Raw genomic sequence first — 25,782 nt, 5'->3', positions numbered from 1 at the left:
CGGCGCGCGCCGCCGTCGTCCGCCCTCCCCTTCACGCCCCGGCGGGCCCCGACCCGCCGGGGCCGGGTCGAAAGGACACCCGTATGAGCCAGGCTCCGCAGGACCCCCACGGGCAGCTGCACACCGACACGACGGCGATGGCGGCCATCGACGCCGACGCCCCACGGCCGTCGGCCCGCTGGCGCATGCTCGTCTACTCGGCGATCGGCGTGTTCATGTTCTTCGTCCCGATCACGGTCAACGGGGTCTCCACGATCCCGCTGGACCACCTGGTCACCTGGGTCCGCGGGCTGCTCGGCCCGTTCGGCCGCTGGGTCGGCCTGGCGATCATCGCCGCCGGCGCGGTGCACCCGTTCGTCACCGGGCGCTGGCGGAAGGACGCCACGCGCATGGTCTTCGCCCTCCTGGCCGTCCTCGGCCTGGTGGCGGCCGTGATGGTGATGGCCGGGGTCGGCCCCTTCTGGCTGCTGGACAAGAACATCGGCCCCTTCCTCCTCGACAAGCTCGTCGTCCCCGTGGGGCTGATCGTCCCGATCGGCGGCGTGTTCCTGGCCCTGGTGATCGGCTACGGGCTCATGGAGTTCGTGGGCGTGTACCTGCGCCCGGCCATGCGTCCGATCTGGAAGGTCCCGGGCCGGGCCGCCGTCGACGCCGTCGCCTCCTTCGTGGGCAGCTACGCCCTGGGCCTGCTGCTGACCAACCGCATGTACACCGGCGGTCGGTACACCGCCCGCGAGGCGGCGATCATCGCGGCGGGCTTCTCCACGGTCTCGGCCACGTTCATGGTCATCGTCGCCAAGACGCTGGGCCTGATGGACGTGTGGCTCTGGTACTTCTCCGGCACCCTCGTGGTGACGTTCCTCGTCACCGCCATCACCGTGCGCATCCCGCCGCTGTCCCGGATCCCGGACGAGGTGGCCCCCGGCGTGGTGCACCACCCCGAGCAGGCCGTCACCCGGAACCGCTTCCAGGTGGCCAAGCGCGCGGCCGAGCAGACCTTGGCCGAGGCGCCCTCGCTGCCCCGGAACATGTGGATCAACTTCCGCGACGGCCTGGTGATGGTCATGCAGATCCTGCCGTCCATCATGTCCGTGGGCCTGATCGCGCTGGTGCTGGCCACCTACACCCCGGTGTTCGCGTGGGTCGGCATGATCTTCCGCCCGTTCTTCTGGGCCCTGGGCTTCTCCGACCCGGCGCTGCTGTCCTCGGCCGCGGCCACCTCCGTGGCGGAGATGTTCATCCCGGCCACGATGGTCGCCGACCACCCGGACTTCGTCGCCCGCTTCGTGATCGGCGTGGTCTGCGTGTCCGCCATCATTTTCTTCTCCGCGGTCGTCCCGGCCATCCTGGCCACGGACATCCCGGTGAAGCTCTGGCACCTGCTGGTCATCTGGGTCGAGCGCGTGATCCTCACGATCCTGCTCGCCACCCCGTTGGCCCACCTGGTCGCTGCCGTCGCCGGCTGACCCGCGCGCCTCGCCCGACCCGGGCCCCGGCCCGACCCCCATCTCGAAAGGACCGCATGACCTCCGAGCTCATCACGAACATCGGCGAGCTGACCTGCGTGGACGCCGAGGCGCGCGTGCTGACGGACGCGGCCGTCGTCGTCGAGGACGGGCGGATCGCCTGGATCGGCGCCGCCGCCGAGGCGCCGTCCGCGGACACGGTGACCGACGCTGAGGGCCGGGCCGCGCTGCCGGGCTGGGTGGACTCCCACACCCACCTGGTGTTCGACGGCGACCGCTCTGCCGAGTTCGAGGCCCGGATGGCCGGGGAGTCCTACGCCGCCGGCGGCATCGGGGTGACCATGGAGGCCACGCGCTCGGCCTCGGACGAGCGCCTGCGCGAGCTCGTGCGCGGCCGGGTGGCCGACGCCGTGGCCGGGGGCACCACCACGATCGAGACGAAGACCGGCTACGGGCTCTCCGTCGAGGAGGAGACCCGCCACGCCCGCCTGCTGGCCGGGCTGCGGGACGCCGGCGAGATCGACGCCGTCACCTTCCTCGGGGCGCACCTGGTGCCCCCGGGACGGGAGGCGGAGGACTACCTCGACGACGTCGTGGGGCCCATGCTGCGGGCCGTGGCGGCCGACGCCGACTGGATCGACGTGTTCTGCGACCGCGGCGCCTTCGACGCCGAGCAGACCCGTCGGGTGCTGGCCGCCGGCCGGGACACCGGGCTCGGCGTGCGCCTGCACGGCAACCAGCTGGAGGCTGGCCCCGGGGTGTCCCTGGCCGTCGAGTTCGGCGCCGCCTCCGTGGACCACGTCAACTTCCTCACGGACGACGACGTCGACGCCCTCGCCGGCACGTGGGCCGGCTGGGACCGGAGGACGGCGGCCGGGACGCCGGGCGTCGTCGCCGGATGCCTGCCGGCCTGCGACCTGTCCACCCGGGCCCCCCTGGCCCCGGCCCGGCGTCTGCTGGACGCCGGGGTGGAGGTCGCCCTGGCCTCCAACTGCAACCCGGGCACCAGCTACACCACCTCGCAGGCCTTCAACGTGGCCATCGCCGTCCTGCAGATGCACCTGACGCTGGCGGAGGCCGTGCGTGCGGCCACGATGGGCTCGGCGATCGCCCTGCGGAGGCAGGACGAGGTCGGCTCGATCGAGGTCGGCAAGCGCGCCGACCTGCACGTGCTGGACGCCCCCGCCGCGATCCACCTGGCCTACCGGCCCGGCATGCCCCTCACCCACGCCGTGTGGCGGGCCGGCGAGCGCGTCGTCTGACGCGTCCGCTCCGCAGCGCGCCCCGCCCTCCCGACCACCGGAAGAAGGAACACCGCATGTCCACCACCCCCGCCACCGTCACCCTCGGCCCCTCGGGCGCCACCCTGGCCGACGTCGTCGCCGTCGCCCGCCACGGCGCGCGCGTCGAGCTGACCCAGGAGGCGATCGACGCCGTCGCGGCCGTCCGCCGTCACGTCGAGGACCTCGCCGCCGGCGAGGTGCCCACCTACGGCGTCTCCACCGGCTTCGGCGCGCTCGCGGACAAGCACATCCCGCTCGAGTCCCGCGCGCAGCTGCAGAAGTCCCTCATCCGCTCCCACGCCGCCGGCATGGGCCCCGTGGTGGAGCGCGAGGTCATCCGCGCCCTGATGTTCCTGCGGGCCACCACGCTGGCCTCCGGCCGCACCGGCGTGCGCCCCGTGGTCGTGGAGACCTTCGTGGCCATGCTCAACGCCGGCGTCACCCCGGCCGTGCGCGAGTTCGGCTCCCTGGGCTGCTCCGGCGACCTCGCCCCGCTCTCCCACGTGGCCCTGGCGCTGATGGGCGAGGGCGACGTCGTCGGGACGGACGGCGCGCTGCGTCCGGCCGGCGAGGCGCTCGCCGAGGCCGGGATCGAGCCGGTCGAGCTGCGGGAGAAGGAGGGCCTGGCCCTCGTCAACGGCACCGAGGGCATGCTCGGCATGCTGATCATGGCGCTGGCCGACCTCGAGGAGCTCGCCGACACCGTGGACCTCACCGCCGCGATGTCCGTGGAGGCGCTGCTCGGCACCGACCGCGTGTTCGTGCCGGAGCTGCACCTGCCGCTGCGCCCCCACCCGGGCCAGGCGACCTCCGCCGACCGGATGCTGAAGATCCTGGCGGGCTCGCCGATCGTGGCCAGCCACAAGGAGGGCGACTCCCGCGTGCAGGACGCCTACTCGCTGCGCTGCGCCCCGCAGGTGGCCGGCGGCCTGCGCGACACCCTGGCCTATGTGACCACCGTGGCCGAGCGCGAGCTCGCCGCCACCGTGGACAACCCGGTGGTGCTCGACGACGGCCGCGTGTCCTCCAACGGCAACTTCCACGGGGCGCCCGTGGCGTACGTGCTGGACTTCCTGGCCATCCCGGTGGCCGACGTCGCCAGCATGTCCGAGCGTCGCACCGACCGCATGCTGGACCCGGCCCGCTCCCACGGCCTGCCCGCGTTCCTCGTGGACGATCCCGGCGTGGACTCCGGCATGATGATCGCCCAGTACACGCAGGCCGGGCTCGTCTCGGACATGAAGCGCCTGGCCGTGCCCGCCTCCGTGGACTCCATCCCGTCCTCCGCCATGCAGGAGGACCACGTGTCCATGGGCTGGCACGCCGCCCGCAAGCTGCGCTCGGCCGTGGAGAACTTCCGCCGCGTGCTCGCCGTCGAGCTCGTGGCCGCCGCCCGGGCGATCGAGCTGCGCGCGCCGCTGCAGCCCTCCGCCGCGACGGGTGCCGCCGTCTGCGTGATCCGCGAGGCCGGCGTCCCCGGCCCCGGCCCGGACCAGTACATGGCCCCGCAGCTGGCCGCCGCCGAGCAGGCCCTGCGCGACGGGTCCGTGCTGGCCGCCGTGGCGGAGGCGCTCGCGGGTGCGTCCGCCGACGCCGAGCCGCAGGACCTGGCCGAGGAGTCCGAGGGCGCCGAGGCCGAGGGGCACTGACGCCGCAGAGCGGTCAGAGGCCACAGAGTGGTCACGACATGCCGCGAGCGTCTGCACGAGACGGCGTGTCGTGACCACTCTGTGTGTGTGGGCGGCCCTGCCGGCTCAGGCTGCCAGGTCCACGTCCTTCGTCTCCTTCATGACCAGGCCGGTCAGGCCGGTGAGGCCGCCGACCACCATGAGGTAGATCGGGAACGCGCTGGTCCACCCCTGCGCCGTCAGCCACGTGATCAGGTACGGCGCCGTGCCGCCGAAGATCGCGGTGGCCAGCGAGAGCATGGTGGCCACGCCCTTGGCGCGCACCGCCGTGGGCAGCACCTCGGACCAGACGGCGCCGTTGACGCCGAACAGCAGCGCCACGGCCAGCAGGGCGATGGTCTGCACGAGCAGGAACGAGGCGAAGGTGCCGTCCAGCATGCCGAAGAGCGGGAACGGCAGCACCACGAAGAGCAGGCCGAAGGCGATGACCAGCGGACGGCGGCCGACCCGATCACCGAGCAGGCCCGCCCCGAGGATGGCGACCAGGAAGATCACCTGGGCCACGAGCGAGGCCGAGAGGGTGGTGGACTTGTCCATGTGATGGGCCACCTGCGCGTGCGTGGGCAGGTAGATCAGCCACGTGTAGAACATCAGAGAGCCGCCCGCGGAGACCAGGAAGATCGTCAGCAGGCCGCGCCACACCGCACCCGGCTCCCGGCGGGGAGCGTCGTCGGCGGTGGGCACCACCTGCTGCGCCGCCGTGAAGTGCTCCGACTCCGTCAGGCTCCGTCGCAGGTACAGCGCGTAGAGGCCGAGGACGCCGCCGATGCCGAACGCCACGCGCCAGCCCCAGGACGCCACCTGCTCGGGGGAGAGCAGCGTGTTGACGGCCAGGCCCACGAGCGTCGCCAGGATCGTGCCCACCACCACGGACACCCACGACGTCGCCCCGAACAGCCCGCGCCGGCCCTGCGGCGCGCGCTCCACGAGGTAGGTCACGGAGGTGCCCATCTCGCCTCCGTGCGCGAGGCCCTGCAGCAGGCGGGCGATGACGAGGATCACCGAGGCGAGGACGCCCACCGTGCCGTAGGTGGGGGTGAACGCGATGATCAGGCTGCCGAGCGCGGTGATCATCATCGCCGCGAAGAGGCTGCGCTTGCGGCCCACCCGGTCCGCGTAGGCGCCGAACACGTAGCCGCCGATGGGGCGGGCCACGAAGCCCACCGCGAAGACGGCCAGGGTGGCGAGCAGCCCGGAGGTGGGGTTGTCCGCGTGGAAGATCTGCGCCGCGAAGACCGGGGCGAAGATCGTGTAGACGTTCCAGTCGTACCACTCCAGCGCGTTGCCGAAGTTCACGGCCAGCATGTCCTTCAGGCTCCGGGGGCGGGCCGGGCCGCGCCGGTGGCCGCGGTGCTCATGCCCGTCCCTCGAGACCGGCCTGGGCATCGCCGTCGGCGCCGGGCACCCGCATCTCGAAGGTCTCCCGCACCACGGTGTAGTCGAAGTAGCCCAGGCGGGCGATCGGCTGGATGCGCGGGATGTCGATGCGGCCGTCGGCGGTGATGACGTCGTCGTCGATGTGGATGGTGTCCACATGGGCGAAGACCACGTCGATGGTGCCGACGTTCGAGTCGCCCTTGATGCGGTGCGTCGAGTGGTAGCGGCACTCGAAGTGCACGGGGGACTCGGCGACCATCGGGATGGGGTGGTTGTCCGCGTAGACCTTGGTGACGCCGTGCTCGGCGATGCGGTCCCACTCGCTCTCGCCCGGCTCCAGGGCCATGGCGGAGACGTTGACGGCCTCGCGCAGGTCGTAGGTGGCCATGTTCCACACGAACCAGCCGGTCTGCTCCGCGTTGAGGACGGTGTCCTTGCGGCGTCCGTCCGGGTACTGGTTCGCGGAGAACATCACCATGGGCGGGTCGAAGGTGAGGTTCTGCCACTGGCTGTAGGGGGCGATGTTCTCCCGGCCGTCCGTGCTCACGGAGGACAGCCAGCCGATGGGCCGCGGCACGGTGGAGCTCTTGAAGGGGGAGAAGGGCAGGGGGTTGGCCTCGTGCTGCGGGCGGTACTTCATGAGTCCTCCATGTGATGCCGGTAACAGGGTGTGAGCCACGTTACGCTGCATATTCCGGATATATCAAGCAGTGGTGGGCAGATGACTGCCTAGGCTGGGCCCATGAACAAGTCGGAGGAGGCCTACGCCCGCCTGACGCAGAAGATCGAGACCGGGGAGCTGCCACCGGGCGCCATCCTCAGCGAGGCGGCCCTCATCGACGCCGCCGAGACGGGGCGCACACCCCTGCGCGAGGCCGTGCAGCGCCTCATCCGCGACCACTGGCTCCTGGTCGGTGGGGGGCGTGGCCTGCAGGTCCCCGCGATCTCCGTGGACGACCAGCTGGAGAGGCTGGAGGTGCGGCGGTCGCTCGAGGCGCTGGCCGTGGGACTGGCCTGCGCGCGGGCGGACGAGGAGCAGCTGGCCGCCGTTGCGGCCCACGTGCGGCACCTGCGCACGGTGGAGGACCTGGCCGCGTACGTCGCCGCCGTCGGGCGCTCGCACGAACTCCTGCGCACGATCGCGAACAACCGCTATCTCGCCGATTCCCTGGTCCCGCTCCAGGGGCTCTGCCGGCGGTTCTGGCTGGCCACCACGAAGGGCCTGCCCGACGAGGTCGAACGCGGCCGGGCATTCTACGTCCCGGCGCTGGAGGCGGTGACCCGGAGGGACGCGGCAGGAGCCCGGGCCGGGGTGCTGGCCCTGCACGACTTCCTGGCAGGCTCGGCGCTGGACTACGCCGCCCGACGCGCGGCCCACGGCAGCGCCGAGCCCCCGGCCCCGTGGGCGGAGGGACGCTGACGCGCGCGGCCCGCCGCGCCTGCATGGACCCCCGGCCCGCTCAGGCCAGCAGCGACGCGTCCGTCCGGTGACGGCTGACGATCGTGTGGATCAGGCGGGCCGCGGCCTTCGCCGTGCGACCGTCCACGTCCAGGGCGGGGTTGAGCTCCACGACGTCGGCCAGGGCCAGCTTCCCGGACTGGGTGGCCTCCAGCGCGCACGCGTGGATCACCTCGTACGGCACGCCGAAGCCGGCCGGTGCGCTCACCCCCGGGGCGACGGCAGCCGGCAGCACATCCAGGTCGATCGTCAGGTAGAGCACGTCCACCGCGTTGATGAACGAGCGCACCCAGCGGCGGACGCCGGTGACGTCGGCGGTCTGGGCCTGCTCGTCGGTCACCCACGTGACCCCGCGTTCGCGCGCGGTGTCGAACAGGGCCCGGGTGTTGTTGGCCTCGCTGATGCCCACCACCGCGTAGGAGAGCTGATGCTCCGCCCCCTCGGCGTCCCGCAGTGCCTGCAGGAACGGGGTGCCGGAGCTGGGCCGCGGCGCCTCGCGCAGGTCGAAGTGCGCGTCCAGGTTGAGGATGCCCACGCGGGTGCCCGCACCCACGCGCGTGGAGCCGGTCAGGCCCGTGATCGAGGCGTAGGCGGTCTCGTGTCCGCCGCCGAGCACCACGGCCAGGTCGTGGGCGTTCAGCAGCCCGCTGACCACCGTGCCCAGCTCGGCCTGGCCCGCCTCGAGCTCGCCCGGGGCGTCGTCGTCGCCGCGGTCCACGGACACGTCGCCCGCGTCCACGAGCGCGCCCGTGCCCTCGAGGTACGCGAGCGAGGCGAGCGCACCGCGCAGCGCCTCCGGGCCGTCCTCAGCGCCCACGCGGCCGTGGTTCCGGCGCACGCCCTCGTCCGAGGCGAAGCCGATGAGCGCCGTGGACCGCGCGCCCGACGTCGGAGCACCGGCACCGGGGTCGCGGTGCGTCGTCGTGGGATCGCCGCGCCCGTCGGCGGGGCGGACGACCTGGTGCCAGCGCAGGTGCTCGGGGGTGTCGCCGTCGGTGCGGCCGGTCCAGGCGGGGGAGAGGGACGAGGAGGGGAGCTCGGAGGTCATGGGACCATCCCACGCCATCGACGGGCGGGTGCGCAACGAGGGCCGGACGACGCCCGACACGGGGCGTCGTCCGCCTAGCGGTCCAGTTCCTGGCGCCGCGAGCTGATCACGCCGGTGACGAAGCCGGCGAGGTTGAGCCCGCCATGGAAGCGGGCGTGCTCGATCTTCACGCAGCGGTCCATCACGATCTCCAGGCCCGCGGCCTCGGCCTGACGCGCGGCGTCCTCGTTCCAGATGCCCAGCTGCAGCCACACGGTCCGGGCGCCCACGCGGGCGGCGTCCGCCACCACCTCGGGAGCGTCGGAGGACTTGCGGAACACCTCCACGAGGTCCGGGGTGACGGGCAGGTCGTCGAGCGAGGCGTACACGCGGTGGCCGAGGATCTCCTTGCCGGCCGCGGCGAGCACGGGATTCACGAAGTAGACGTCGTACGTGGTCGAGCTCAGCAGGTACGTGGCCACGAAGTACGACGCACGGGCCGGCTTGTCCGAGGCGCCGACGATCGCGATCGACCGGGTGCGCCGCAGGATCGCCAGGCGCTCGGGGGCGCCGGGGCCGGTCCAGGTGCGCTCGGGGTGGGTGGTGCTCATGGCTCAGGCCTCCTGCTCTGCAGGGACGACGGCGCCGTCGCGGGTGCGGCCGGTGGCCTCGGTCAGGGCCTGGTCCAGGTCCCAGAGGATGTCCTCGACGTCCTCGATGCCCACCGAGATGCGGATCAGGTCCGCCGGGATGCCCGCGGCCACGAGCTGCTCGGCGGTGAGCTGCTGATGGGTCGTCGTGGCGGGGTGCAGCACCAGCGTCTTCGCGTCGCCGATGTTGGCCAGGTGGGAGGCCAGCTGCAGCGCGGAGATGAAGCGCGACGCCGTCGCGCGCCCGGCCTCCGGACCGGAGGCGCCGTCGTCGGTGTCCGTGGCCGCCGGGGCCACGCCGAAGCTGAACACCGAGCCGACGCCCCGGGGCAGCAGCTGCTGCGCGCGGGCGTGGTGCGGGTGGTCGGGCAGCCCCGCGTAGCGCACCCAGGAGACGCGCGGGTCCTCGTCCAGCCACTGCGCCACGGCCTGCGCATTCGCCAGGTGGGCGTCCATGCGCGGGGCCAGCGTCTCGACGCCGAGCAGCAGTTGGAACGCCGACTGCGGGGCCAGCGACGGGCCGAAGTCGCGCAGCTGCTCCGAGCGGAGCTTGGTGAGGAAGCCGTACTCGCCGAAGTTGCCCCACCAGGAGACGCCGCCGTACGAGGGCACGGGCTCGGTCATCGACGGGAACTTGCCGTTGTCCCACGGGAAACGGCCGGACTCCACCACGACGCCGCCCAGCGTGGTGCCCTGCCCGCCGAGGAACTTCGTGGCCGAATGGATGACGATGTCCGCGCCGTGCTCGATCGGCCGGATCAGGTAGGGCGGGGTGAGGGTCGCGTCCACGACGAGCGGCACGCCGTGCCGGTGGGCGACGTCGGCCAGGCCGGGCAGGTCCACGACGTCACCGGAGGGGTTGGCGACGATCTCCGTGTAGACGGCCTTGGTGTTGGGCTGGAGGGCGGCCTCGAAGTCCGCGGCCTCGGCGGAGTCCACGAACGTGGTCTCGACGCCGAACCGGCGCAGGGAGACGTCCAGCTGGGTGATCGTGCCGCCGTACAGCTTGGAGGACGCCACGATGTGGTCGCCGGCCCCGGCGAGGGCCGCGAAGGTGACGAACTCGGCGGCCATGCCGGACGCCGTCGCGACGGCGCCGATGCCACCCTCCAGCGTGGCGACGCGCTCCTCGAAGGCGGCGACCGTGGGGTTGCCGATCCGCGAGTAGATGTTGCCGTACTTCTGCAGCGCGAAGAGGTTGGCGGCGTCCTCGGCGGACTCGAACACGAACGAGCTGGTCTGGTGGATCGGCACCGCGCGGGAGCCGTGGACGGCGTCCGGGACGGCGCCCGCGTGCAGCGCCTGGGTGCGGAAGCCGAACTCGTGGTCAGCCACGGGGGTCCTTTCGATGGAGGCTTCGGGACAGTCCGTCCCATTGTCCCGGGCGAGGTGTGCCGGAGGCAGGGTGGGCACGTCGCAGAGCGTCACGCGGCGCCGGCCGCACCCCGGAGGCACGGACGCCCCGCCCCCAGGGGTCCGGGGGCGGGGCGTGGGCGCGTGGGAAGGGTCAGGCGTGTGCGGGGCCGCGCCGGCCCGCCAACGCCCCGAGGAGCAGGGCGACGACGAGCACGCCGACGCCCGCGAGGCGCACGCCCCAGCCGCCGTCGGCGGACTGGATGCTGTAGACGACGGCGGCCACGAACGTCACCACGGCGGCGATGCCGGAGCTCACGGGCACGGGCTGCTCGCCGCGGCGGCGGGCGGCGGTGAACGTCCAGGCGGGGACGAAGGTGCTGACTGCGACGACGGCCAGGAGGGCGAGGAGGAGCGCGTTCATCGGCGGAGCCCCATCACGAGCTCGGCGCACGAGCCGAAGCCGAGCAGCGTCCAGACGTTGCCCCCGAGGAACCCGGAGATGCGGGCGGCGTCCACGATGTCCAGCGACCCGTCCGCGCGGGCCTCGAGGGAGCTGCCCTTGGGCAGGGTGAGGGAGTAGTCCACGTACCCGTCGGAGGCGTCCGTGAAGCCGATGCCCCCGCCGTCCGTGGCGGTGAGCGGGACGGCCGACGGCGACAGGTCGCGGTCATGGGCCGCGGCGGCAGGGGAGGCTGACATCGCGGTAAGGAGCGCGGCCGTCGCGCCCCCCGCACCATGCGGCCCGGGGTCTCAGGCGTCGGAGTGCGGAGCTGTCACGCGGATGTGATGCGCCCCACGCTCATCATAGACATGTCATGCGATGCGTCAACCACACCGTCGCGTCGCGTCGCTGGCCGGTCCATGGCGTGGCACGGCTGTGGGGGCAGGCCGTGTGGGCGAGAGGTCGGGGCGGGGTGTCAGGGCGTGCGGTCCACGGGGACCAGCTCCACCGCGGCCACGCGTCCGTCCGCGACCGTCGCCCGCATGAGGGTGCACTCGGGCTGCCGCCGGCGGTCCGTGCAGGAGCCGGGGTTGAGCAGGCGCAGGCCCGGGTTCGCGGTCTCCGGGCCGGCCACGGTGTCCCACGGGATGTGGCTGTGGCCGAACACGAGGACGTCCGCGTCCGGGAACGCCGCCGCCATCCGCATCTCGCGGCCGGCGGCCGAGCCGGTCTCGTGGACCATCGCGATCCGCACGCCCTCCACCTCCAATCGGGCGACCTCGGGCAGCCGTGCGCGCAGGGCCGGGCCGTCGTTGTTGCCCCACACCCCCACCACGCGGCGCGCCCGCGCCTCGAGCGCGTCCAGGACGGCCTCGTCCACCCAGTCGCCGGCGTGGAACACGACGTCGGCCCGCGCCGCCTCCTCCCACACGGCGGCGGGCATGGCGCGAGCCTTCTTCGGGATGTGGGTGTCCGCGATGAGGAGCAGACGGGTGCCTGTGGAGAATTCTGCGCGCATCCTGACATCCTGACAGCCTGGAGCCGGGGCGGAAGGGGCGGAGCCATCATGGACACAGGATCCGGACACGACCCCGGAACGGGGACGGGCGGGGGGACGCCGGGGCGCGGTGACGGGTCGCCGTCGCCACCGACCCCGCCGGTTGCGGGTGGTGCGTGGGCCCCGCCGCGTGAGCCGACCCCACGCTCCCTGGTGACGGCCCGCATCACGGCGGTAGCGGCTTGGGTGCTGCTGGGCCCGCCCTCGGCGGTGCTGGTGTGCTTCTTGCTCCTCGCCCTCACCTTCGTCCAGGGCCTCTCCGCTCCCTGGGGCACGGAGGACGCGGTGGCACGGATCGAATCACGCATCGTGGTGGTGGCCCTGCTCGGCCTGGCCGCGGCGGTGGTGGCGACCGTGCGGACCTTCCTGACGTCCTCGGCTCGTGTCGCCTGGCGGTGGACCGCGGTGGCCGGCGTGGCCCTCGCCTCCCCGATGCTGGTCTACGCGGTCCTCGCCCTGGCGGGTCCCACGTGACCGAGCCGCCCGGAGGTCCCGCCCTGCGAGGGTGGGCCCAGACACGCACCCCTAGGGTGGAGATGTGACTCACGACACCGCACCCTCGCCCACACCCGCGCCGTCGTACGCCTATGACGACGCCCTCCGCGCCGGTCGTGGCCGCTCCTGGCTGCCGCTGCTGGCCGCGGCCCTGCTCAACCTCGGCCTGATCGTGGCCGCCTGGCTCGCCCTGCCCGGCCTGCCGGACCGGATCCCCACGCACTGGGGCGCGGACGGCCGCCCCGACGCGTGGGAGGACACCTCGCTCGGCTCGCTCGCGCTGGGCCCGCTCATCGCCCTCGGCACGTGCGCGGTCATGGCCCTGACCATCCCGCTGGTCCGCATGGGTGCGGGGCAGCCGACCGCCGCCGGCGCACACGGCCCGGCCGAGCCGAACCCATGGCGGCGCTTCCAGACCGAGGGGACCGCGCGCGGCACCACGGTGCTGGTGGGCGTGGTGATGCTCCTGGTCTCCTTGCTCACGGTCCCGACCACCCTCTCCGTGCTCGGCGGGGGGGACGGCGCCCTGCCGTGGTGGGTCATGCCCCTGTGCGCCACCCTCGTCCTGGGTGGCACGCTGCTGGCCATGGGCCCGATCATCGCATGGCAGCAGCGGGTCATGCGCGCGCGGGCCGCGGAGACCGGTGTGCGCCCCACCGCCGAAGAGGAGGCCGAGGACGCCCGCTGGACCGCGGCGGGCCTGATGAAGGACCCCGAGGACGCCCGCGTCATGGTGCCCAAGCGCCCCGGCTACGGTGTCGGCACCACCGTGAACGTGGGCTCCCGCGGCGGACAGGCCCTCGTGCTCGTCTTCGTGGGGCTGACCGGTGTGGCCCTCCCGGCCGTCCTCTGGATCGCGGCCTTCAGCGCCCGCTGAGCGCGTTGCGGCCGCCCGGCCCGGAACCCGCGCCCCGGACCGGGCGTTCGCGGCCGGTCCACACGGCGGCGGCGCACGCGGCGATCACCAGGGCCATCCCCGCCAGGTCCGGCGCGCCGAGCTCCTGACCGCGCACGGCCCATGCGGTCAGGGCCGCGGCCACCGGGGACAGGCAGGTCAGCAGGGAGAACAGCGCGGTGGGCATGCGCCGCAGCACCTGCATCTCGATCCCGTACGGCACGGCCGTGGACAGCAGCGCCACGGCCAGACCCACCGCCAGCACCACGGGGTCCAGCAGGGCAGACCCGGCCGTCCCCGCGCCCACGGGCACCGCCAGCAGCGACCCCGCCGCCGCCGCCAGGGCCAGCCCCTGCACACCGGGCAGGTGGGCGCCCGCGCGTCGGGACAGCACGATGTACCCGGCCCAGCACGCCGCCGCCCCCAGGGCGAGCGCCACCCCCACGGGATCCAGGCCGGCGGCGTCGATCCCGCTCGCCGAGGAGAACCCGTCCCGCCCGAGCACCGCGATCCCGGCCAGGGCGATCGCCGCCCACAGCCCCGAACGCCAGGACGGCCGGGCCAGCACGGACAGCGCGAGCGGGCCGAGCACCTCGAACGTCACCGCCACGCCCTGCGGGATGCGCGCGAACGCCTCGTAGATCATCAGGTTCATGCCGGTCATCGCGGCCCCGAGCCCGACGACGGCGGCCCACCCGGGCCGGCCGAGCCCGGCCAGCGTGGCACGCGAGGGCCGGGTGACGGCGAGCAGGACCGCGGCGGAGAAGACGATGCGCAGCGCGACCATGCCGGCCGAGCCGACGTCGTCGAAGAGCAGGCCCGCCACCGAGGCGCCCAGCTGCTGGCTCAGCAGGGAGACGAGGACGAGCAGGACCAGGGGCACGGCCTCAGCCCGCTGCGGGGGTGTCCGGGGCGTGCGCCGGGGCGTCCGGCGCCGCGGGCCTGCGCACTCGCAGCGTGCCGGCCGCGGCCACGAGGAAGATCGCGGCGCCGGTCAGGAACGCGGTGTGCACGCCCCGCATGGTGGCCTCGCTCCGCCCGACCCCTGCGTCCAGGCCGGCGGCGGTGCCCACGGTGAGCAGGGTGATGAACACGGCGGTGCCCGTGGCGGCGGCCACCTGCTGGAGGGTGGAGAGCAGCGCGGAGCCGTGCGGGTACTGGGGGCGGTCGAGGGCGCCCAGCGCGGAGGTCATCAGCGGGCCGAACAGCAGGGCCAGCCCCGCGGACAGGGTGACGTGCAGCGCCGTCACCAGGCCGGCCGTCGTCGTCGGATCCAGGAGGAGCGCGTAGCCCCACAGGGCGGCCGCGGCCAGCGCGGCGCCGGGGAGCACGAGGGGCCGGGGGCCCACGCGGTCGTAGGCGCGGCCGGCGAGGTAGCCCAGGGCGGCCATCACCAGGCCGCCGGGCAGCAGCGCCAGGCCCGTGGCCTGGGCATCCCAGCCGAGGACGGACTGCAGGTAGATGGGCAGCAGGATCAGCGTGCCGAACAAGGCCATCATCCCCACGAGGAGCACCGCCAGGGGCACGGTGTACCCGGGGCGGGCGAGGACGCGCAGGTCCAGCAGGGCGGCGTCGCCCAGGCGCAGCTGGCGGACCGCGAACACCGCCAGCAGCGCCGCGCCCACGGCGATCGGCAGGGCGGGTGGCGCGGGCGCATGGCCCGCTGCGGCCTCCCCGATCGAGGACAGCCCGAACACGAGGGCGGCGAACCCGGCGGCGGAGAGCAGGCCGGAGACGACGTCGAGGGGCACCCGGCGCCGCTCCGTCACGTCGCGCACCCACACCGAGCCCGCCACGAGGGCGGCGAGGGCGATCGGGGCGACGGCGCCGAACATCCACCGCCAGGTGAGGTGCTCGAGGATCACCCCGCCCACGGTGGGCCCCGCGGCCGGGGCCACGGAGATGACCACGGAGATCAGGCCCATGGTGGTGCCGCGCCGGGCCAACGGGACCACGGTCATCACGGTGGTCATCAGCAGCGGCATCATCAGCGCGGTGCCCGTGGCCTGCACCACGCGGCCCGCGATCAGCAGGGGGAACACGGGCGCCAGACCCGCCAGGACGGTGCCCGCCAGGAACGCGGACATCGCGAGCACGAACACGGCCCGCAGCGGCAGCCGGGTCAGCAGCCAGCCCGTGAACGGGATGACCACCGCCATGGTGAGCATGAACCCGGTGGTCAGCCACTGGGCGGTGGCGGCCGTGACGGCGAACTCCGCCATGAGCGTGGGCAGGGCCACGGACATGATGGTCTCGTTCAGGATCACCACGAACGCGGCGGCCACCAGGAGGAACAGCAGGCGTCCGGTGCCCGGGGGCCTGGGCGGGTCGAGGAGGGGGCCGGACGGGGTGCGGTCGGCGTCGGAGGCGCGGCTCACGCGGCGTCGCGGATCAGGGAGAGCTCGAACTCCAGGGTGATGCGCTCGGAGATCAGGACGCCGCCGGAGTCCAGGGGGGTGTTCCACTCGAGGCCCCACTGCCGGCGGTCCACGCGGCGCGAGCCCTCGAGGCCCGCGCGGGTGAGGCCGAACGGGTCCACGTCCACGCCCACCAGCTCGAGCGGCACGATCACCTCGTGGGCGACCCCGCGCAGCGTGAGGTCCCCGACCACCAGGAAGCTCCAGTCCCCGCGCTCCACGATCGAGGTGGAGCGGAACGTGATGCCCGGATACGTGGCGACGTCGAAGAAGTCGCGGGAGCGCAGGTGCTCGTCCCGGTTCTCGTTGCGGGTGTCGATGCTCTCCGCCGTGGCCGTGACGCTCACGTGGGAGTGCTCGAGGCCCCGGGGGTCGATGACCAGGGTGCCGGCGACGTCGTTGAACGCCCCGCGCACCTTCGTCACCATCGCGTGGCGGGCCGAGAAGCCGATGCGGGTGTGCTCCGGATCCAGGGTCCACGTTCCGGCGAGCTCGGCCAGTGACGTCATGGGTTCCTCCGGGGATCGCGGGCGGGGGCGCCGGGGATCCGGCAGGGGCCGGCGCCGGCACGGCTCCCCCGATGCTACTGGACGCCCTGGGACGGGTCCCGGGGCCGTGCCGGGCCGACGGCCGCCGGGAGCCGACCCGACGCCGTCGTGACAGAGTGGGCCGACGACCGGCCCGCACCCACCGCCAGGAGGCCCGCATGTCCCGTCCTGTCGCCCCCGACCGCCCACCCCGCCCGCAGACCGTGCTCACCGTGCAGGCGGCGCGCCGTCTCACCCCGCACCTGGTGCGGCTCACACTCGGCGGGGAGGGGATCGCGGCCTTCCACGCCCGCTGGGCGGAGAAGGGCGCCACGGACCAGTACCTGAAGCTGCTGTTCGCGGACCCCGCGCTCGGGCTCGAGCCGCCCTACGACATGGACGCCCTCCGCGAGCGCCACGCCCCCGAGCAGATGCCCGTGACCCGCACCTACACGGTGCGCTCCGTGGACGCGGCGGCGGGCACGGTGGACGTGGACTTCGTGGTCCACGGGGAGGCGGGCGACGACGACGCCGGCCTCGCCGGTCCGTGGGCCGCGTCCCTGCCGGTGGGGGACCGGGTGGCGTTCCTGGGCCCCGGCGGCATGTACCGCCCGGACCCGGCGGCGGACTGGCACCTGCTGGCCGGGGACGAGTCCGCGCTCCCGGCGATCGCGGCGGCCCTCGAGGACCTGGCCGCGACCGCCCCGGGCGCGGTCGGTGTCGCGCTGGTGGAGGTGGCGGGCCCCGAGGAGGAGCTGGACCTGACGGCCCCGGCCGGGGTCCAGGTGCGCTGGCTGCACCGCGGCGGCCCGTTCACCCCGGAGACGTCCCGGTTCGCGGCCGCCGTCGAGGACGTCGAGTGGCGGGACGGCCGCGTCCAGGTGTTCGTCCACGGCGAGCGCGAGCAGGTCAAGCGGGCGCGGGCGCACCTGACGGATGTGCAGGGGGTCGACCGCCGGGCGCTCTCGGTCTCCGCGTACTGGGCGCACGGTCGCGCCGAGGACGCGTTCCAGGCGGAGAAGCGCACACCCGTCGGGCAGATCTTCGACGACGGCGCCACCGGGGGCTGAGCGAACCGAAGAAGCGCGCTCGAGAACGTCGTCGTTCGGGGAACGGCACCCGCTGGAACGCTGTCGTTCGGGAAACGGGCGCTGCCGGTGACGGCGCCGAGGACACCTTCCAGGCGGAGATGCGGGCGCCCGTCGGCGGGCACCGTCTCCCGCACGAGATGCGTGGGGAGGCGCGGCTTTCCGAACGAAAACGCTCGGGGAAGTGCCGTTTCCCGAACGAAAGCGGGGGGCGGGGGTCAGGAGGCGCGGCGGGCGGCCATGACCTCGGCGATCTGCGCGATGCACGGTTCGTTCTGCAGGCTCGTGGTGTCGCCGAGGGGGCTGCCCCGGTGCAGCTGCGTGAGCAGGCGGCGCATGATCTTGCCGGAGCGGGTCTTCGGCACGTCGGGGACGAACACCACCTCGGCCGGCTTGGCCACCGGGCCGATCACGCGGCCCACGTGCGCCCGCAGCTCCTGGGCCCGCTCGGCGGCGGAGGCGGCGTCGTCGCCGGCCGCCCAGCGGGCGTGGGCCACCACGAAGGCGACGGCGGCGTGCCCGGTCCTCGGGTCCGGCACCGGGCACACGCCGGCCTCGATCACCTCGGGGTGGGAGACGAGCGCGGACTCGATCTCGATGGTGGACAGCCGGTGCCCGGAGATGTTGATGACGTCGTCGATGCGCCCGAGGATCCACACGTCCCCGTCCGCGTCCCGCTTGGCGCCGTCGCCGGCCAGGAACCAGCCCTGCTCCGCGTAGTCCTCCCAATAGGAGTGGAAGAAGCGCGCCGGGTTTCCCCACACGGTGCGGGCCATCGACGGCGACGTGCGGGTGACCACGATCCTGCCTTGGACATCCGCGGGGACGGGCGCGCCGTCGTCGTCCACCACGGCCACGTCCAGGCCCGGCAGGGGTCGGGAGCCGCAGCCGGGCTTGAACACCGTGTCCGTGGGGCGCGGGGAGATCACGGTGGAGCCGGTCTCCGACTGCCACCACGTGTCCACCATGGGCACGCCCGCCGAGCCGTCGCGCGGATCCTCCGGGCCCAGGGCGTCGCGGCCGATCTGCGTGCGGGCCCACGTCCACGCCTCCGGGTTGACGGCCTCGCCCACCGTGCCGATCAGGCGGATCGAGGAGAGGTCGGGACCGCCGTCCGCGGTGGCGGGGATGCCGTCCGGGTGCCAGCCCATCAGCGAGCGGATCAGCGTGGGCGCCGTGTAGTAGCTGGTCACCCCGTACCGCTCGATCACCTCGAAGTGCCGGCCCGGGTGCGGGGCGTTCGGCACGCCCTCGTAGATCACCTGCGTGACCCCGTTCGAGAGCGGACCGTAGATCTCGTAGGTGTGCGCGGTGACCCAGGCCAGGTCCGCGGTGCACCAGTGCACGTCCTTCCCCCGCCGGGACACGTCGGGGTTCGAGAACAGGAGGTCGTGCGTCCAGGAGGCGGCCGCGAGGTACCCGGCGGAGGTGTGCACGAGGCCCTTGGGCTGCCCCGTGGTGCCGGAGGTGTACATGATGAACAGAGGGTGCTCGGCGTCGAACGCCGGCGCCGCGTGCGTGGTGGGTTGGCGGTCCACGACGTCGTGCCACCACAGGTCTCGGCCCTCGGTCCACGGGATGTCCCGGTGGCCCGTGCGGTCCAGGACGAGGACGTGCTCGATCACGTTGTCCCCCGACACGGCCTCGTCCGCGTTGGCCTTCACGGGGACGGCGGTGCCGCGGCGGAACTGGCCGTCGGTGGTGACGAGCAGCTTGGCACCCGTGTCCTCGACGCGGAACCGCAGCGCCTCCGCCGAGAACCCGCCGAACACGAGCGAGTGCACGGCGCCGATCCGCGCGCACGCCAGCGCGATGACGATCGTCTCCACGAGCACGGGCAGGTACACGACGACGCGGTCGCCCGCCTCGATGCCCAGCTCCTCGAGGGCGTTCGCGGCCTGGGAGACCTCGCGCTGCAGCTGCGCGTAGGTGACGGCGCGGCGGTCGCCGGGCTCGCCCTCGAAGTACAGGGCGACCTTCTCCCCGCGCCCCGCCGCCACGTGCCGGTCCACGCAGTTCACGGCCACGTTCAGGGTGCCGTCCTCGTACCAGCGGATCTCCGGGCCGCGCTCGGCGGCCGGGTCCGGGGCGGTGAGGGAGCGCGTCCGGGTGAAGGGACGCTCCCAGCTCAGACGTCGGCCCACCGCTTCCCAGAACGCCAGGCGGCCCTCCTCGGCCACCGGGCGGCCGTCCCCGCGGCCGCCGTGGACCCGGCCCGCCGGTCGTCCCGGGTGGACGTCCGGGTCCGCGGCGTCCACCAGGTGTTGCGGCAGCGGTCCGGGCAGCGTGGCGAGGGCCGCGGCGGGCACGCCGTCGTTCGGGCCGCGGACGGCCCCGGAGGCGCCCTCCTCGGCCGGGTCGGGGCGGGCGGGGTCCTCGGTGGGCGTCATGGGCGGCGGTTCCTCCTGGTCGGCGGGTCCGACCAGGCTAGGGACGCCGACGACGGCGCCGCGCCCGCCGTCGTCACCGGCGGTCATGCTCGGCCCGCCGGGACCCCCGCGGGCGCCCGGCGCGGGCCAGGGCGACGGCGGCCGGTGTGGACCCCGTCCCACGGCCGGGGCGCCCCGGCCGCCGGGCCGCCCGCACGTGTCAGAGTAGGTCCATGACCACCTACGCCACCCTCGCCGCCCGGTACGCCGACGCCTTCGACTCCGTCGCCCACGGCGAGCGGGCCCGCGAGGCGGGCCGGCACCTGCCGTTCGCCGCCCTCGGGGAGCTGCAGGCCGCCGGGTTCGGCAAGGTCGGCGTCCCCGTGGACGCGGGCGGCGAGGGCGGCGGCAGCGAGACCGTGCTGCGCCTGCTCATGGACCTGGCCGCCCGGGATGTGAACACCGCGCACGTCTGGCGCTCCCACCTCGTGTTCATCGCCACGGCCATGGACCAGGCGCCCGCCCGTCGGGACCGGTGGCTGCGGCACATCGTCGCGGGGGACTGGGCCGGCTCCGCCCTGGCCGAACGCGCCGGAGGGGCTGCGCCGGGCCGTGCCGCCACCCTGGCCAGCCGGGACGAGGGCGGCACCTGGGTCGTGCGGGGGCAGAAGTACTACGCGACCGGCTCGGCCTTCGCCACGTGGACCGCCGCGACCGTGGGCATCGAGGGGGCGGACCTCGTCTCCCGCCGGAACTCCAAGCGGGCCGGGGGCGCGGTCCGCGAGCCGGACCGGGCCGTCGCCGTCGTGCGCGTGCGTCAGCCGCGCGTGGGCATCAAGGACGACTGGGACGGGTTCGGCCAGCGCCTGACCGCCACCGGGTCCGTGGTGCTCGACGACGCCGCGGCCGAGGAGCTGCTGGAGGTGCCGCGGCAGGACGGACCGGTGCCCGTGCTCATGGAGGCGACCCTGCTGGCGCTGCAGGCCGGGATCGGCCGTGCGGCGCTCACGGAGGGCACGCAGCTGCTGCGGAAGCGGCGCCGCACCTTCAACACCGGCACGGCCGCGCTGCCCAAGGACGACCCGCAGCTCCTCGAGATCATGGGGCAGCTGGCCGGGCGGCAGGCCGCGGCCGAGCTGATGGTGCGCGAGGTCGGGCGTCTGCTCGACGAGGGGGAGGACGGCGCCCACGGGGCCGGCCCGGCGGAGGCCGACGTCGCGGCGGCGTCCGCCGAGGCGATGGCGGCCGCGTACCGGGCCCAGGCCGTGGTGCCGGAGGCCGTCCTCGAGGTGTGCACCCGCATCTTCGACACGCTCGGCGCGTCGGCGACGTCGGCCACGCTGCGCCTCGACCGGCACTGGCGCAACGCCCGCACCCTCGCCACCCACGATCCGGCGGCGTTCAAGGTGCGCATGGCCGGCGACTGGCTCGTGAACGGCACCCCGCCGACCGCCTACACGTCGGCCGGCGAGGCCCCCGAGGGGGACTGACCGCCCTGCCTCAGCAACGCGGGTTGAGTTGTCGCGGGTACAGACGCTCTCGACCCGCGATAACTCAACCCGCGTTTCGCCGGACGTGCCGGGCTCAGCCCCAGCGGCGCAGCGCCCCGCGCTCCACGAGGCCGAGCACCCAGTCGGACACCTTCCCGAGCACCGCCAGCAGGATGATCGCTAGGATCAGCCGGTCCGTCCGGCCGTTGTTCTGCGAATCCGTGAGCAGGAAGCCCAGCCCCATGGAGGAGGCGATCAGCTCCGCGGCCACCAGGAACAGCCAGGCCTGGGCCAGGGCCAGCCGCAGGCCGGAGAACACGGCCGGCACCACGGCGGGCAGCTGCACTGTCCGCAGCAGGGACAGCCCGTGGTAGCCGAAGGCCCGACCGGCCTCCACCAGGTGCGGGTCCACGTGGCGCAGGGCGGCGTGGACGGTGGTGAACACGGGGAAGAACGCGCCGATCGCGATCAGGGTGACCTTCGAGTCCTCGCCGATCTGCATCCACAGGATCAGCAGGGGGACCCAGGCGAGGGACGGCACGGCGCGCAGCGCTCCGATCAGCGGCGCCAGCAACGCGTCCGCCCATCGGGACAGTCCCAGGGCCGATCCCACAGCCAGGCCGAGGACCGCGCCGATCGCGAATCCGAGCAGCACGCGCTGCGTCGAGATCCCGATGTGGGTCCACAGATCGCCGCGTTCGGCCAGGTCGACCCCGGCCCGCACGACCGCCTGCGGGGAGGGCAGCTGCACCGCCGAGAAGGCGCCGGCCGCGGTGGCGGACCACCATGCCAGCAGGAGCAGGACCGGGACCGCGAGTCCGACGGCGGCGCGCACTCCCGGTCGGGACAGCGTCTCCTGACGGGACGCGCCCGCGGGGGGCGGCGTCGTCTCGGGGGCGCCGACGGTCGTGGACGTGCTCACTTCGACTCGGCCTTCTCGGCGAAGGACGGATCGAAGAGGGTCTCGAGCGCCTCGTCGACCTGCTCCTGATCGGGGACATCGCCCGTGTCGACGAAGATCGGGCCGATGTCGGCCAGCACCCGGCGCTGCTCGTCGCCCGGCACGGGGAAGACGTCCAGGTTGGTCCGCTCCTCGATGACGGTGGTGGCGACGGACTCCTCGAGCCCGGCCACCTCGGCCAGGATCCGGGTCGTCTCCTCCGGGTGCTCCTGGGCCCACTGGCGGGCACGCTCATAGGTGTCGGCGACGACCTGCGCCAGCTTAGGGCTCTCCTCGAGGAAGTCCTCCGTGGCGTTGACGACGCTGTAGCTGTTCAGGCCCGGGTCGCGGTGCACGAACCGCGCCCCCTCCGCCTCGGCGGCGGCCATGATCGGATCCAGTCCGGCCCAGGCGTCCACCGAGCCGTTCTCCAGCGCGGCGCGGCCGTCCGCGTGCTGGAGGTTCTGCACCGTGACCGAGGACGGGTCGACCCCGGCCCCCTCGAGGGCCTGGATGAGGAAGAAGTAGGGGTCCGTGCCCTTCGTCGCGGCCACGGACCGTCCCTCGAGCTGCTCGACGGAGGCGATCCCGGACTCCGGGCCGGTCAGCAGGGCCGCCCACTCGGGCCGGTTCGCGACGACGATGGTCTTGATCGGGGCTCCGTTGGCCCGATTGAGCAGGGCGGCCGACCCGGCGGTGGAGCCGACGTCGATCGCGCCCGACCGCAGGGCCTCGTTGGCCTTGTTCGATCCGGCCGACTGCACCCACTCCACCGTGACGCCGTCGTCGGCGAGCTCCTCCTCGAGCCATCCCTGGTCCTTGATGACCAGGGAGAGGGGGTTGTAGGTCGCGAAGTCGATGGAGAGGGTCTCGGGGGAGCTCCCCCCGGCCGCTCCGGCCGTGCCCGAGCCCTCGGAGGACCCGGCGTCCTCTCCGGCGCAGGCGGTCAGGGCGAGGGTGGAGGCGGCGAGCAGGCCGGCGAACCGGAGGACGGGGCGAGGGGTGCGCATGGGGGTGCCTTTCACGGGTGGGTCAGTGGGAGTGGGACTCGACGCCGAGTCCCTCGAGCAGGTCGCTCCGCAGGCGGGCCAGGCCGGCGTCGGCGCGGTCCCGCGGACGCGGGCCCGGGACGTCGACGATCCGTCCCACGGTGGCCCCGGGGGCGGGGTCCGGCCCGCCGGGGACCGGCCGGGGACGGGAGAGCAGCAGGACCCGGTCGGCCAGCTGCAGGGCCTCCTCGACGTCGTGGGTCACCAGCAGGACCGTCGTCCCCGTGGCGGCATGCACGTCCAGGAGCAGGTCCTGCATCCTCAGCCGGGTGAGGGCGTCGAGCGCCCCGAACGGCTCGTCGAGCAGGAGGACGCCGGGGCGGCGCGCCAGCGCACGGGCCAGGGACGTCCGCTGCGCCATCCCGCCGGAGACCTCGCGCGGCCGGTGGTCCGCGAACGGGGCCAGGCCCACGAGCTCGAGCAGGTGGTGGACGCGCTCGCGGCCCTCGGCGCGGTCCAGCCCGCGCGGCAGGCCCAGCTCCACGTTGCGGCGGATCGTGCGCCAGGGCAGCAGTCGGGGCTCCTGGAAGCCGACGGCGGTGCGCTCGTCGTAGGGGAGCACGGGGGAGCCGCCGATCAGCACCCGGCCGTCGAAGGCGGTGTCCAGCCCTCCGACGGCGCGCAGCAGCGTGGACTTGCCGCAGCCGGAGGCGCCGATGACCGCCAGCACCTCGCCGGGGGACACCGTCAGGGTGACGTCCCGGAGCACGGTGCGCGGACCCTCTGCGGTGGTGAAGGAACGGCCCACCCCCTGGAGGGCGACGTCGAGGCTGTGCCGCTCGGCCGGCGTCGTGCCGGTGACGGGCCGGGGTGCGGGAGCCGGGGGCTCCAGCGCGGCGGTGGCGGTGTGCGCAGGCATGAGGGTGCTGCTCTCCCATCGGTCGCTGGCGGGGGCACCCGTGCACCGGTCCCTCGGGACCGGGTCGGGTTGCCACGGCGTCGCAGAGCCAGGTCTCTCAGCCGTTCTGGATGGATACGCGGCCCATCCCAGCACCCGACGCGTCCGGTCGGGAAACCCGGGCCCGGGGCGTCGGCCTCCGCCGCAACGCCGCGTCACACCGGGGCGGCCGGACCCGTTGCATGGCACCGGCGGGGCCGGTGTCGCGGCCGTGGCGGCCGATCGCGTTACACGCCTGGGATCCCACGGCCCCTGCCCGTTTGACTGGACGCATGAGCACCGAGACCGAGCAGACCCAGGGCCGCACGGGCCGCGAGATCCTCTTCAACGCGTTCGACATGAACTGCGTGGCCCACCAGTCCCCGGGCCTGTGGCGCCACCCGGACGACCGCGCCCGGGACTACAACACCCTGGGCTACTGGACGCATCTGGCGAAGGTGCTGGAGCAGGGCCTGTTCGACGGCCTGTTCATCGCCGACGTCCTGGGCCCGTACTCCGTGTACGGCGGCGACTCCGAGGCCGCCATCAGGACCGGCGCGCAGACCCCCGTGAACGACCCGTTCCTGCTCGTCTCCGCGATGGCCGCGGTCACCGAGCACCTCGGCTTCGGCGTCACCGCCGGCACCGCCTACGAGCACCCCTACCCGTTCGCCCGCCGCCTCGCCACGCTCGACCACCTCACGGGCGGCCGCGTGGGCTGGAACGTGGTCACCGGCTACCTGCCCTCCGCCGCCCAGAACATGGGCCAGGACGACCAGATGGAGCACGACGAGCGCTACGACCACGCCGACGAGTACCTCGACGTCGTCTACAAGCTGCTCGAGGGCTCGTGGGAGGACGACGCCGTCGTCTACGACAAGGAGTCCGGCGTGTTCGCGGACCCGGCCAAGGTCCACGACATCGCCCACGAGGGCCGCTACTTCCGTGTCCCCGGCCACGCCGTGACCGAGCCGTCCGCGCAGCGCACCCCCGTGATCTACCAGGCCGGCGCCTCGACGCGCGGCCGCGCCTTCGCCGGCAGGCACGCCGAGGCCGTGTTCATCAACTCCCCCACGAAGGAGCTGGCGGCCGCCACCGTGAAGAAGATCCGCCAGGCGCTCGTGGACGCCGGCCGTGATCCGTACGACGTCAAGATCTTCGCGATGCAGACGATCGTCACCGGCCCCACGGACGAGGCCGCACAGGCCAAGTTCGAGGACCTGGCGCAGTACGTGGACGCCGAGGGCGCGCTCGTGCTCATGTCCGGCTGGATGGGCATCGACCTGTCCCAGTACGACCTGGACGAGCCGATCGGGGACGTGAAGTCGAACGCGATCCAGTCCACCGTGGAGACCTTCCAGAAGGCCTCCGGGACGGACGAGGAGTGGACCGTGCGCAAGCTCGCCGAGTGGGTGGGCATCGGCGGCTTCGGCCCCGTGATCGTGGGCGGCGGCGAGTCCGCGGCCCGCCAGCTCGTCGAGTGGGCCGACGAGACCGACGTGGACGGCTTCAACCTCGCCTACCACATCACCCCGGGCACCTTCGAGGATGTCGTGGAGTTCGTGGTGCCGGAGCTGCAGGAGCTCGGCCGCTACAAGACCGCGTACACGGACGGCACGCTGCGCCATAAGCTCTTCGGCCGCGGCGACCACCTGCCGCAGAACCACCACGGCGCATCCTTCGCCCTGCGCCGCCGGCAGGGCTGACCGGCCCTCTCGACGACGACGGCGCCCAGCCCCTCCGCGCGAGGGGCCGGGCGCCGTCGTCGGGCAGGCCGCGTCCATGCGCGCTGGGTAGGGTGAGGCCCAGCACCGCGGCGGGTCGACCGCC

The 25,782-nt window shown here is 73.9% G+C and carries 24 protein-coding genes and 1 riboswitch; of the genes, 9 read left to right on the top strand and 15 right to left on the bottom strand.

The genetic code is table 11. The features are described from left to right. Nucleotides 1-83 precede the first annotated feature (83 nt). From MA879_RS04475 to hutH, 3 genes are read left to right on the top strand one after another with little or no spacing between them, the layout of a single operon-like run. On the top strand, nt 84-1,466 hold the full coding sequence (locus tag MA879_RS04475; protein WP_248123860.1) for a YjiH family protein: 1,383 nt from the start codon (nt 84-86) through the stop codon (nt 1,464-1,466). A 56-nt stretch (nt 1,467-1,522) separates the two neighbouring features. Next, nucleotides 1,523-2,728 (top strand): imidazolonepropionase, encoded by a 1,206-nt coding sequence (hutI, locus tag MA879_RS04470; RefSeq protein ID WP_248123857.1) that lies wholly within the window; start codon nt 1,523-1,525, stop codon nt 2,726-2,728. Nucleotides 2,729-2,784: 56 nt separating this feature from the next. After that, nucleotides 2,785-4,398 carry a histidine ammonia-lyase gene (gene hutH, locus MA879_RS04465; protein WP_248123855.1) on the top strand — a complete coding sequence of 538 codons (1,614 nt, stop codon included), beginning with the start codon at nt 2,785-2,787 and terminating at the stop codon, nt 4,396-4,398. A 105-nt stretch (nt 4,399-4,503) separates the two neighbouring features. Here hutH and MA879_RS04460 read toward each other — a convergent pair whose 3' ends face one another. Both MA879_RS04460 and MA879_RS04455 read right to left on the bottom strand, forming a co-directional pair. Beyond that, nucleotides 4,504-5,742, bottom strand: coding sequence for an MFS transporter (locus MA879_RS04460; protein WP_248123853.1), 1,239 nt, complete (start codon nt 5,740-5,742; stop codon nt 4,504-4,506). A 49-nt stretch (nt 5,743-5,791) separates the two neighbouring features. After that, nucleotides 5,792-6,454, bottom strand: coding sequence for a flavin reductase family protein (locus MA879_RS04455; protein ID WP_248123851.1), 663 nt, complete (start codon nt 6,452-6,454; stop codon nt 5,792-5,794). 102 nt (nt 6,455-6,556) lie between these two features. Between MA879_RS04455 and MA879_RS04450 the strand changes: the two genes are divergently transcribed. Further along, nucleotides 6,557-7,234, top strand: coding sequence for a GntR family transcriptional regulator (locus MA879_RS04450; protein ID WP_248123849.1), 678 nt, complete (start codon nt 6,557-6,559; stop codon nt 7,232-7,234). Between the two features lie 40 nt (nt 7,235-7,274). Here MA879_RS04450 and hutG read toward each other — a convergent pair whose 3' ends face one another. From hutG to MA879_RS04420, 6 genes are all read right to left on the bottom strand, one after another. Next, nucleotides 7,275-8,321, bottom strand: coding sequence for a formimidoylglutamase (gene hutG / locus MA879_RS04445; protein WP_248123848.1), 1,047 nt, complete (start codon nt 8,319-8,321; stop codon nt 7,275-7,277). Nucleotides 8,322-8,395: 74 nt separating this feature from the next. Beyond that, nucleotides 8,396-8,911: a CoA-binding protein gene (locus tag MA879_RS04440; protein WP_002857647.1), complete on the bottom strand. Its 516-nt coding sequence runs from the start codon at nt 8,909-8,911 to the stop codon at nt 8,396-8,398. A gap of 3 nt (nt 8,912-8,914) precedes the next feature. Further along, a complete protein-coding gene (locus tag MA879_RS04435) occupies nt 8,915-10,285 on the bottom strand; it encodes an O-acetylhomoserine aminocarboxypropyltransferase/cysteine synthase family protein (RefSeq protein ID WP_248123847.1) in 1,371 nt (456 codons plus the stop codon). Nucleotides 10,286-10,457: 172 nt separating this feature from the next. Then, nucleotides 10,458-10,727: a hypothetical protein gene (locus tag MA879_RS04430; protein ID WP_248123846.1), complete on the bottom strand. Its 270-nt coding sequence runs from the start codon at nt 10,725-10,727 to the stop codon at nt 10,458-10,460. Then, entirely contained in the window at nt 10,724-11,005 is a 282-nt protein-coding gene (locus tag MA879_RS04425; RefSeq protein WP_248123845.1) for a hypothetical protein, read from the bottom strand. Before MA879_RS04425 ends, MA879_RS04430 begins: the two co-directional genes overlap by 4 nt. A 218-nt stretch (nt 11,006-11,223) precedes the next feature. Next, on the bottom strand, nt 11,224-11,766 hold the full coding sequence (locus tag MA879_RS04420; protein ID WP_248123844.1) for a metallophosphoesterase family protein: 543 nt from the start codon (nt 11,764-11,766) through the stop codon (nt 11,224-11,226). Nucleotides 11,767-11,958: 192 nt separating this feature from the next. Between MA879_RS04420 and MA879_RS04415 the strand changes: the two genes are divergently transcribed. After that, nucleotides 11,959-12,279: a hypothetical protein gene (locus MA879_RS04415; protein ID WP_248123843.1), complete on the top strand. Its 321-nt coding sequence runs from the start codon at nt 11,959-11,961 to the stop codon at nt 12,277-12,279. Between the two features lie 64 nt (nt 12,280-12,343). Beyond that, nucleotides 12,344-13,177, top strand: a complete 834-nt coding sequence (locus tag MA879_RS04410; protein ID WP_248123842.1) for a DUF1648 domain-containing protein — start codon at nt 12,344-12,346, stop codon at nt 13,175-13,177. Here MA879_RS04410 and MA879_RS04405 read toward each other — a convergent pair. Genes MA879_RS04405 through MA879_RS04395 form a run of 3 tightly spaced genes read right to left on the bottom strand, consistent with a single transcriptional unit; the run spans nt 13,164 to nt 16,121 of the window. Further along, nucleotides 13,164-14,078, bottom strand: a complete 915-nt coding sequence (locus tag MA879_RS04405) for an EamA family transporter (RefSeq protein ID WP_248123841.1) — start codon at nt 14,076-14,078, stop codon at nt 13,164-13,166. The two genes, MA879_RS04410 and MA879_RS04405, sit on opposite strands and share 14 nt — an antisense overlap. A gap of 4 nt (nt 14,079-14,082) precedes the next feature. Further along, on the bottom strand, nt 14,083-15,573 hold the full coding sequence (locus tag MA879_RS04400) for an MDR family MFS transporter (RefSeq protein WP_248123839.1): 1,491 nt from the start codon (nt 15,571-15,573) through the stop codon (nt 14,083-14,085). Continuing rightward, nucleotides 15,570-16,121 carry a YceI family protein gene (locus MA879_RS04395; RefSeq protein WP_248123837.1) on the bottom strand — a complete coding sequence of 184 codons (552 nt, stop codon included), beginning with the start codon at nt 16,119-16,121 and terminating at the stop codon, nt 15,570-15,572. The genes MA879_RS04400 and MA879_RS04395 overlap by 4 nt, the downstream gene beginning before the upstream one ends. Before the next feature lie 197 nt (nt 16,122-16,318). Here MA879_RS04395 and MA879_RS04390 point away from each other — a divergent pair, with 197 nt between their 5' ends. Then, nucleotides 16,319-17,209, top strand: coding sequence for a siderophore-interacting protein (locus MA879_RS04390; protein WP_248123835.1), 891 nt, complete (start codon nt 16,319-16,321; stop codon nt 17,207-17,209). A gap of 236 nt (nt 17,210-17,445) precedes the next feature. On the opposite strand, the gene acs is transcribed toward MA879_RS04390, so the two are convergent. Next, nucleotides 17,446-19,617, bottom strand: a complete 2,172-nt coding sequence (acs, locus tag MA879_RS04385; RefSeq protein WP_248123833.1) for an acetate--CoA ligase — start codon at nt 19,615-19,617, stop codon at nt 17,446-17,448. Nucleotides 19,618-19,829: 212 nt separating this feature from the next. Here acs and MA879_RS04380 point away from each other — a divergent pair, with 212 nt between their 5' ends. After that, on the top strand, nt 19,830-21,086 hold the full coding sequence (locus MA879_RS04380) for an acyl-CoA dehydrogenase family protein (protein WP_248123831.1): 1,257 nt from the start codon (nt 19,830-19,832) through the stop codon (nt 21,084-21,086). Between the two features lie 94 nt (nt 21,087-21,180). On the opposite strand, the gene MA879_RS04375 is transcribed toward MA879_RS04380, so the two are convergent. Genes MA879_RS04375 through MA879_RS04365 form a run of 3 tightly spaced genes read right to left on the bottom strand, consistent with a single transcriptional unit; the run spans nt 21,181 to nt 23,934 of the window. Continuing rightward, the gene (locus MA879_RS04375; RefSeq protein WP_418001211.1) at nt 21,181-22,008 is read right to left on the bottom strand and encodes an ABC transporter permease; all 828 of its coding nucleotides are present in this window, start codon (nt 22,006-22,008) and stop codon (nt 21,181-21,183) included. After that, nucleotides 22,005-23,036, bottom strand: coding sequence for an aliphatic sulfonate ABC transporter substrate-binding protein (locus MA879_RS04370; RefSeq protein ID WP_248123829.1), 1,032 nt, complete (start codon nt 23,034-23,036; stop codon nt 22,005-22,007). Before MA879_RS04370 ends, MA879_RS04375 begins: the two co-directional genes overlap by 4 nt. A 22-nt stretch (nt 23,037-23,058) precedes the next feature. Next, nucleotides 23,059-23,934, bottom strand: coding sequence for an ABC transporter ATP-binding protein (locus tag MA879_RS04365; RefSeq protein ID WP_248123820.1), 876 nt, complete (start codon nt 23,932-23,934; stop codon nt 23,059-23,061). 12 nt (nt 23,935-23,946) lie between these two features. Continuing rightward, nucleotides 23,947-24,051: riboswitch (SAM riboswitch) on the bottom strand. A gap of 194 nt (nt 24,052-24,245) precedes the next feature. Between MA879_RS04365 and MA879_RS04360 the strand changes: the two genes are divergently transcribed. After that, nucleotides 24,246-25,658, top strand: a complete 1,413-nt coding sequence (locus MA879_RS04360) for an LLM class flavin-dependent oxidoreductase (RefSeq protein WP_248123818.1) — start codon at nt 24,246-24,248, stop codon at nt 25,656-25,658. Nucleotides 25,659-25,782 lie beyond the last annotated feature (124 nt).

Origin of the sequence: Micrococcus lacusdianchii (assembly GCF_023155805.1) — a bacterium.
GTDB lineage: Bacteria > Actinomycetota > Actinomycetes > Actinomycetales > Micrococcaceae > Micrococcus > Micrococcus lacusdianchii.
Note: the sequence above shows the minus strand (reverse complement) of the source record. Positions and strands in the feature narration are given on the sequence as shown.

What these genes read in the sequence shown, in the direction of transcription:
- hutG (WP_248123848.1), bottom strand. Translation starts at nt 8,321, where the DNA reads ATGACCTCCGAGCTCCCCTCCTCGTCCCTCTCCCCCGCCTGGACCGGC.
- MA879_RS04475 (WP_248123860.1), top strand. Translation starts at nt 84, where the DNA reads ATGAGCCAGGCTCCGCAGGACCCCCACGGGCAGCTGCACACCGACACG.
- MA879_RS04440 (WP_002857647.1), bottom strand. Translation starts at nt 8,911, where the DNA reads ATGAGCACCACCCACCCCGAGCGCACCTGGACCGGCCCCGGCGCCCCC.
- MA879_RS04395 (WP_248123837.1), bottom strand. Translation starts at nt 16,121, where the DNA reads ATGACGTCACTGGCCGAGCTCGCCGGAACGTGGACCCTGGATCCGGAG.
- acs (WP_248123833.1), bottom strand. Translation starts at nt 19,617, where the DNA reads ATGACGCCCACCGAGGACCCCGCCCGCCCCGACCCGGCCGAGGAGGGC.
- MA879_RS04365 (WP_248123820.1), bottom strand. Translation starts at nt 23,934, where the DNA reads ATGCCTGCGCACACCGCCACCGCCGCGCTGGAGCCCCCGGCTCCCGCA.
- MA879_RS04425 (WP_248123845.1), bottom strand. Translation starts at nt 11,005, where the DNA reads ATGTCAGCCTCCCCTGCCGCCGCGGCCCATGACCGCGACCTGTCGCCG.
- MA879_RS04390 (WP_248123835.1), top strand. Translation starts at nt 16,319, where the DNA reads ATGTCCCGTCCTGTCGCCCCCGACCGCCCACCCCGCCCGCAGACCGTG.
- MA879_RS04360 (WP_248123818.1), top strand. Translation starts at nt 24,246, where the DNA reads ATGAGCACCGAGACCGAGCAGACCCAGGGCCGCACGGGCCGCGAGATC.
- MA879_RS04460 (WP_248123853.1), bottom strand. Translation starts at nt 5,742, where the DNA reads ATGCTGGCCGTGAACTTCGGCAACGCGCTGGAGTGGTACGACTGGAAC.
- MA879_RS04380 (WP_248123831.1), top strand. Translation starts at nt 19,830, where the DNA reads ATGACCACCTACGCCACCCTCGCCGCCCGGTACGCCGACGCCTTCGAC.
- MA879_RS04430 (WP_248123846.1), bottom strand. Translation starts at nt 10,727, where the DNA reads ATGAACGCGCTCCTCCTCGCCCTCCTGGCCGTCGTCGCAGTCAGCACC.
- MA879_RS04420 (WP_248123844.1), bottom strand. Translation starts at nt 11,766, where the DNA reads ATGCGCGCAGAATTCTCCACAGGCACCCGTCTGCTCCTCATCGCGGAC.
- hutH (WP_248123855.1), top strand. Translation starts at nt 2,785, where the DNA reads ATGTCCACCACCCCCGCCACCGTCACCCTCGGCCCCTCGGGCGCCACC.
- MA879_RS04370 (WP_248123829.1), bottom strand. Translation starts at nt 23,036, where the DNA reads ATGCGCACCCCTCGCCCCGTCCTCCGGTTCGCCGGCCTGCTCGCCGCC.
- hutI (WP_248123857.1), top strand. Translation starts at nt 1,523, where the DNA reads ATGACCTCCGAGCTCATCACGAACATCGGCGAGCTGACCTGCGTGGAC.
- MA879_RS04455 (WP_248123851.1), bottom strand. Translation starts at nt 6,454, where the DNA reads ATGAAGTACCGCCCGCAGCACGAGGCCAACCCCCTGCCCTTCTCCCCC.
- MA879_RS04450 (WP_248123849.1), top strand. Translation starts at nt 6,557, where the DNA reads ATGAACAAGTCGGAGGAGGCCTACGCCCGCCTGACGCAGAAGATCGAG.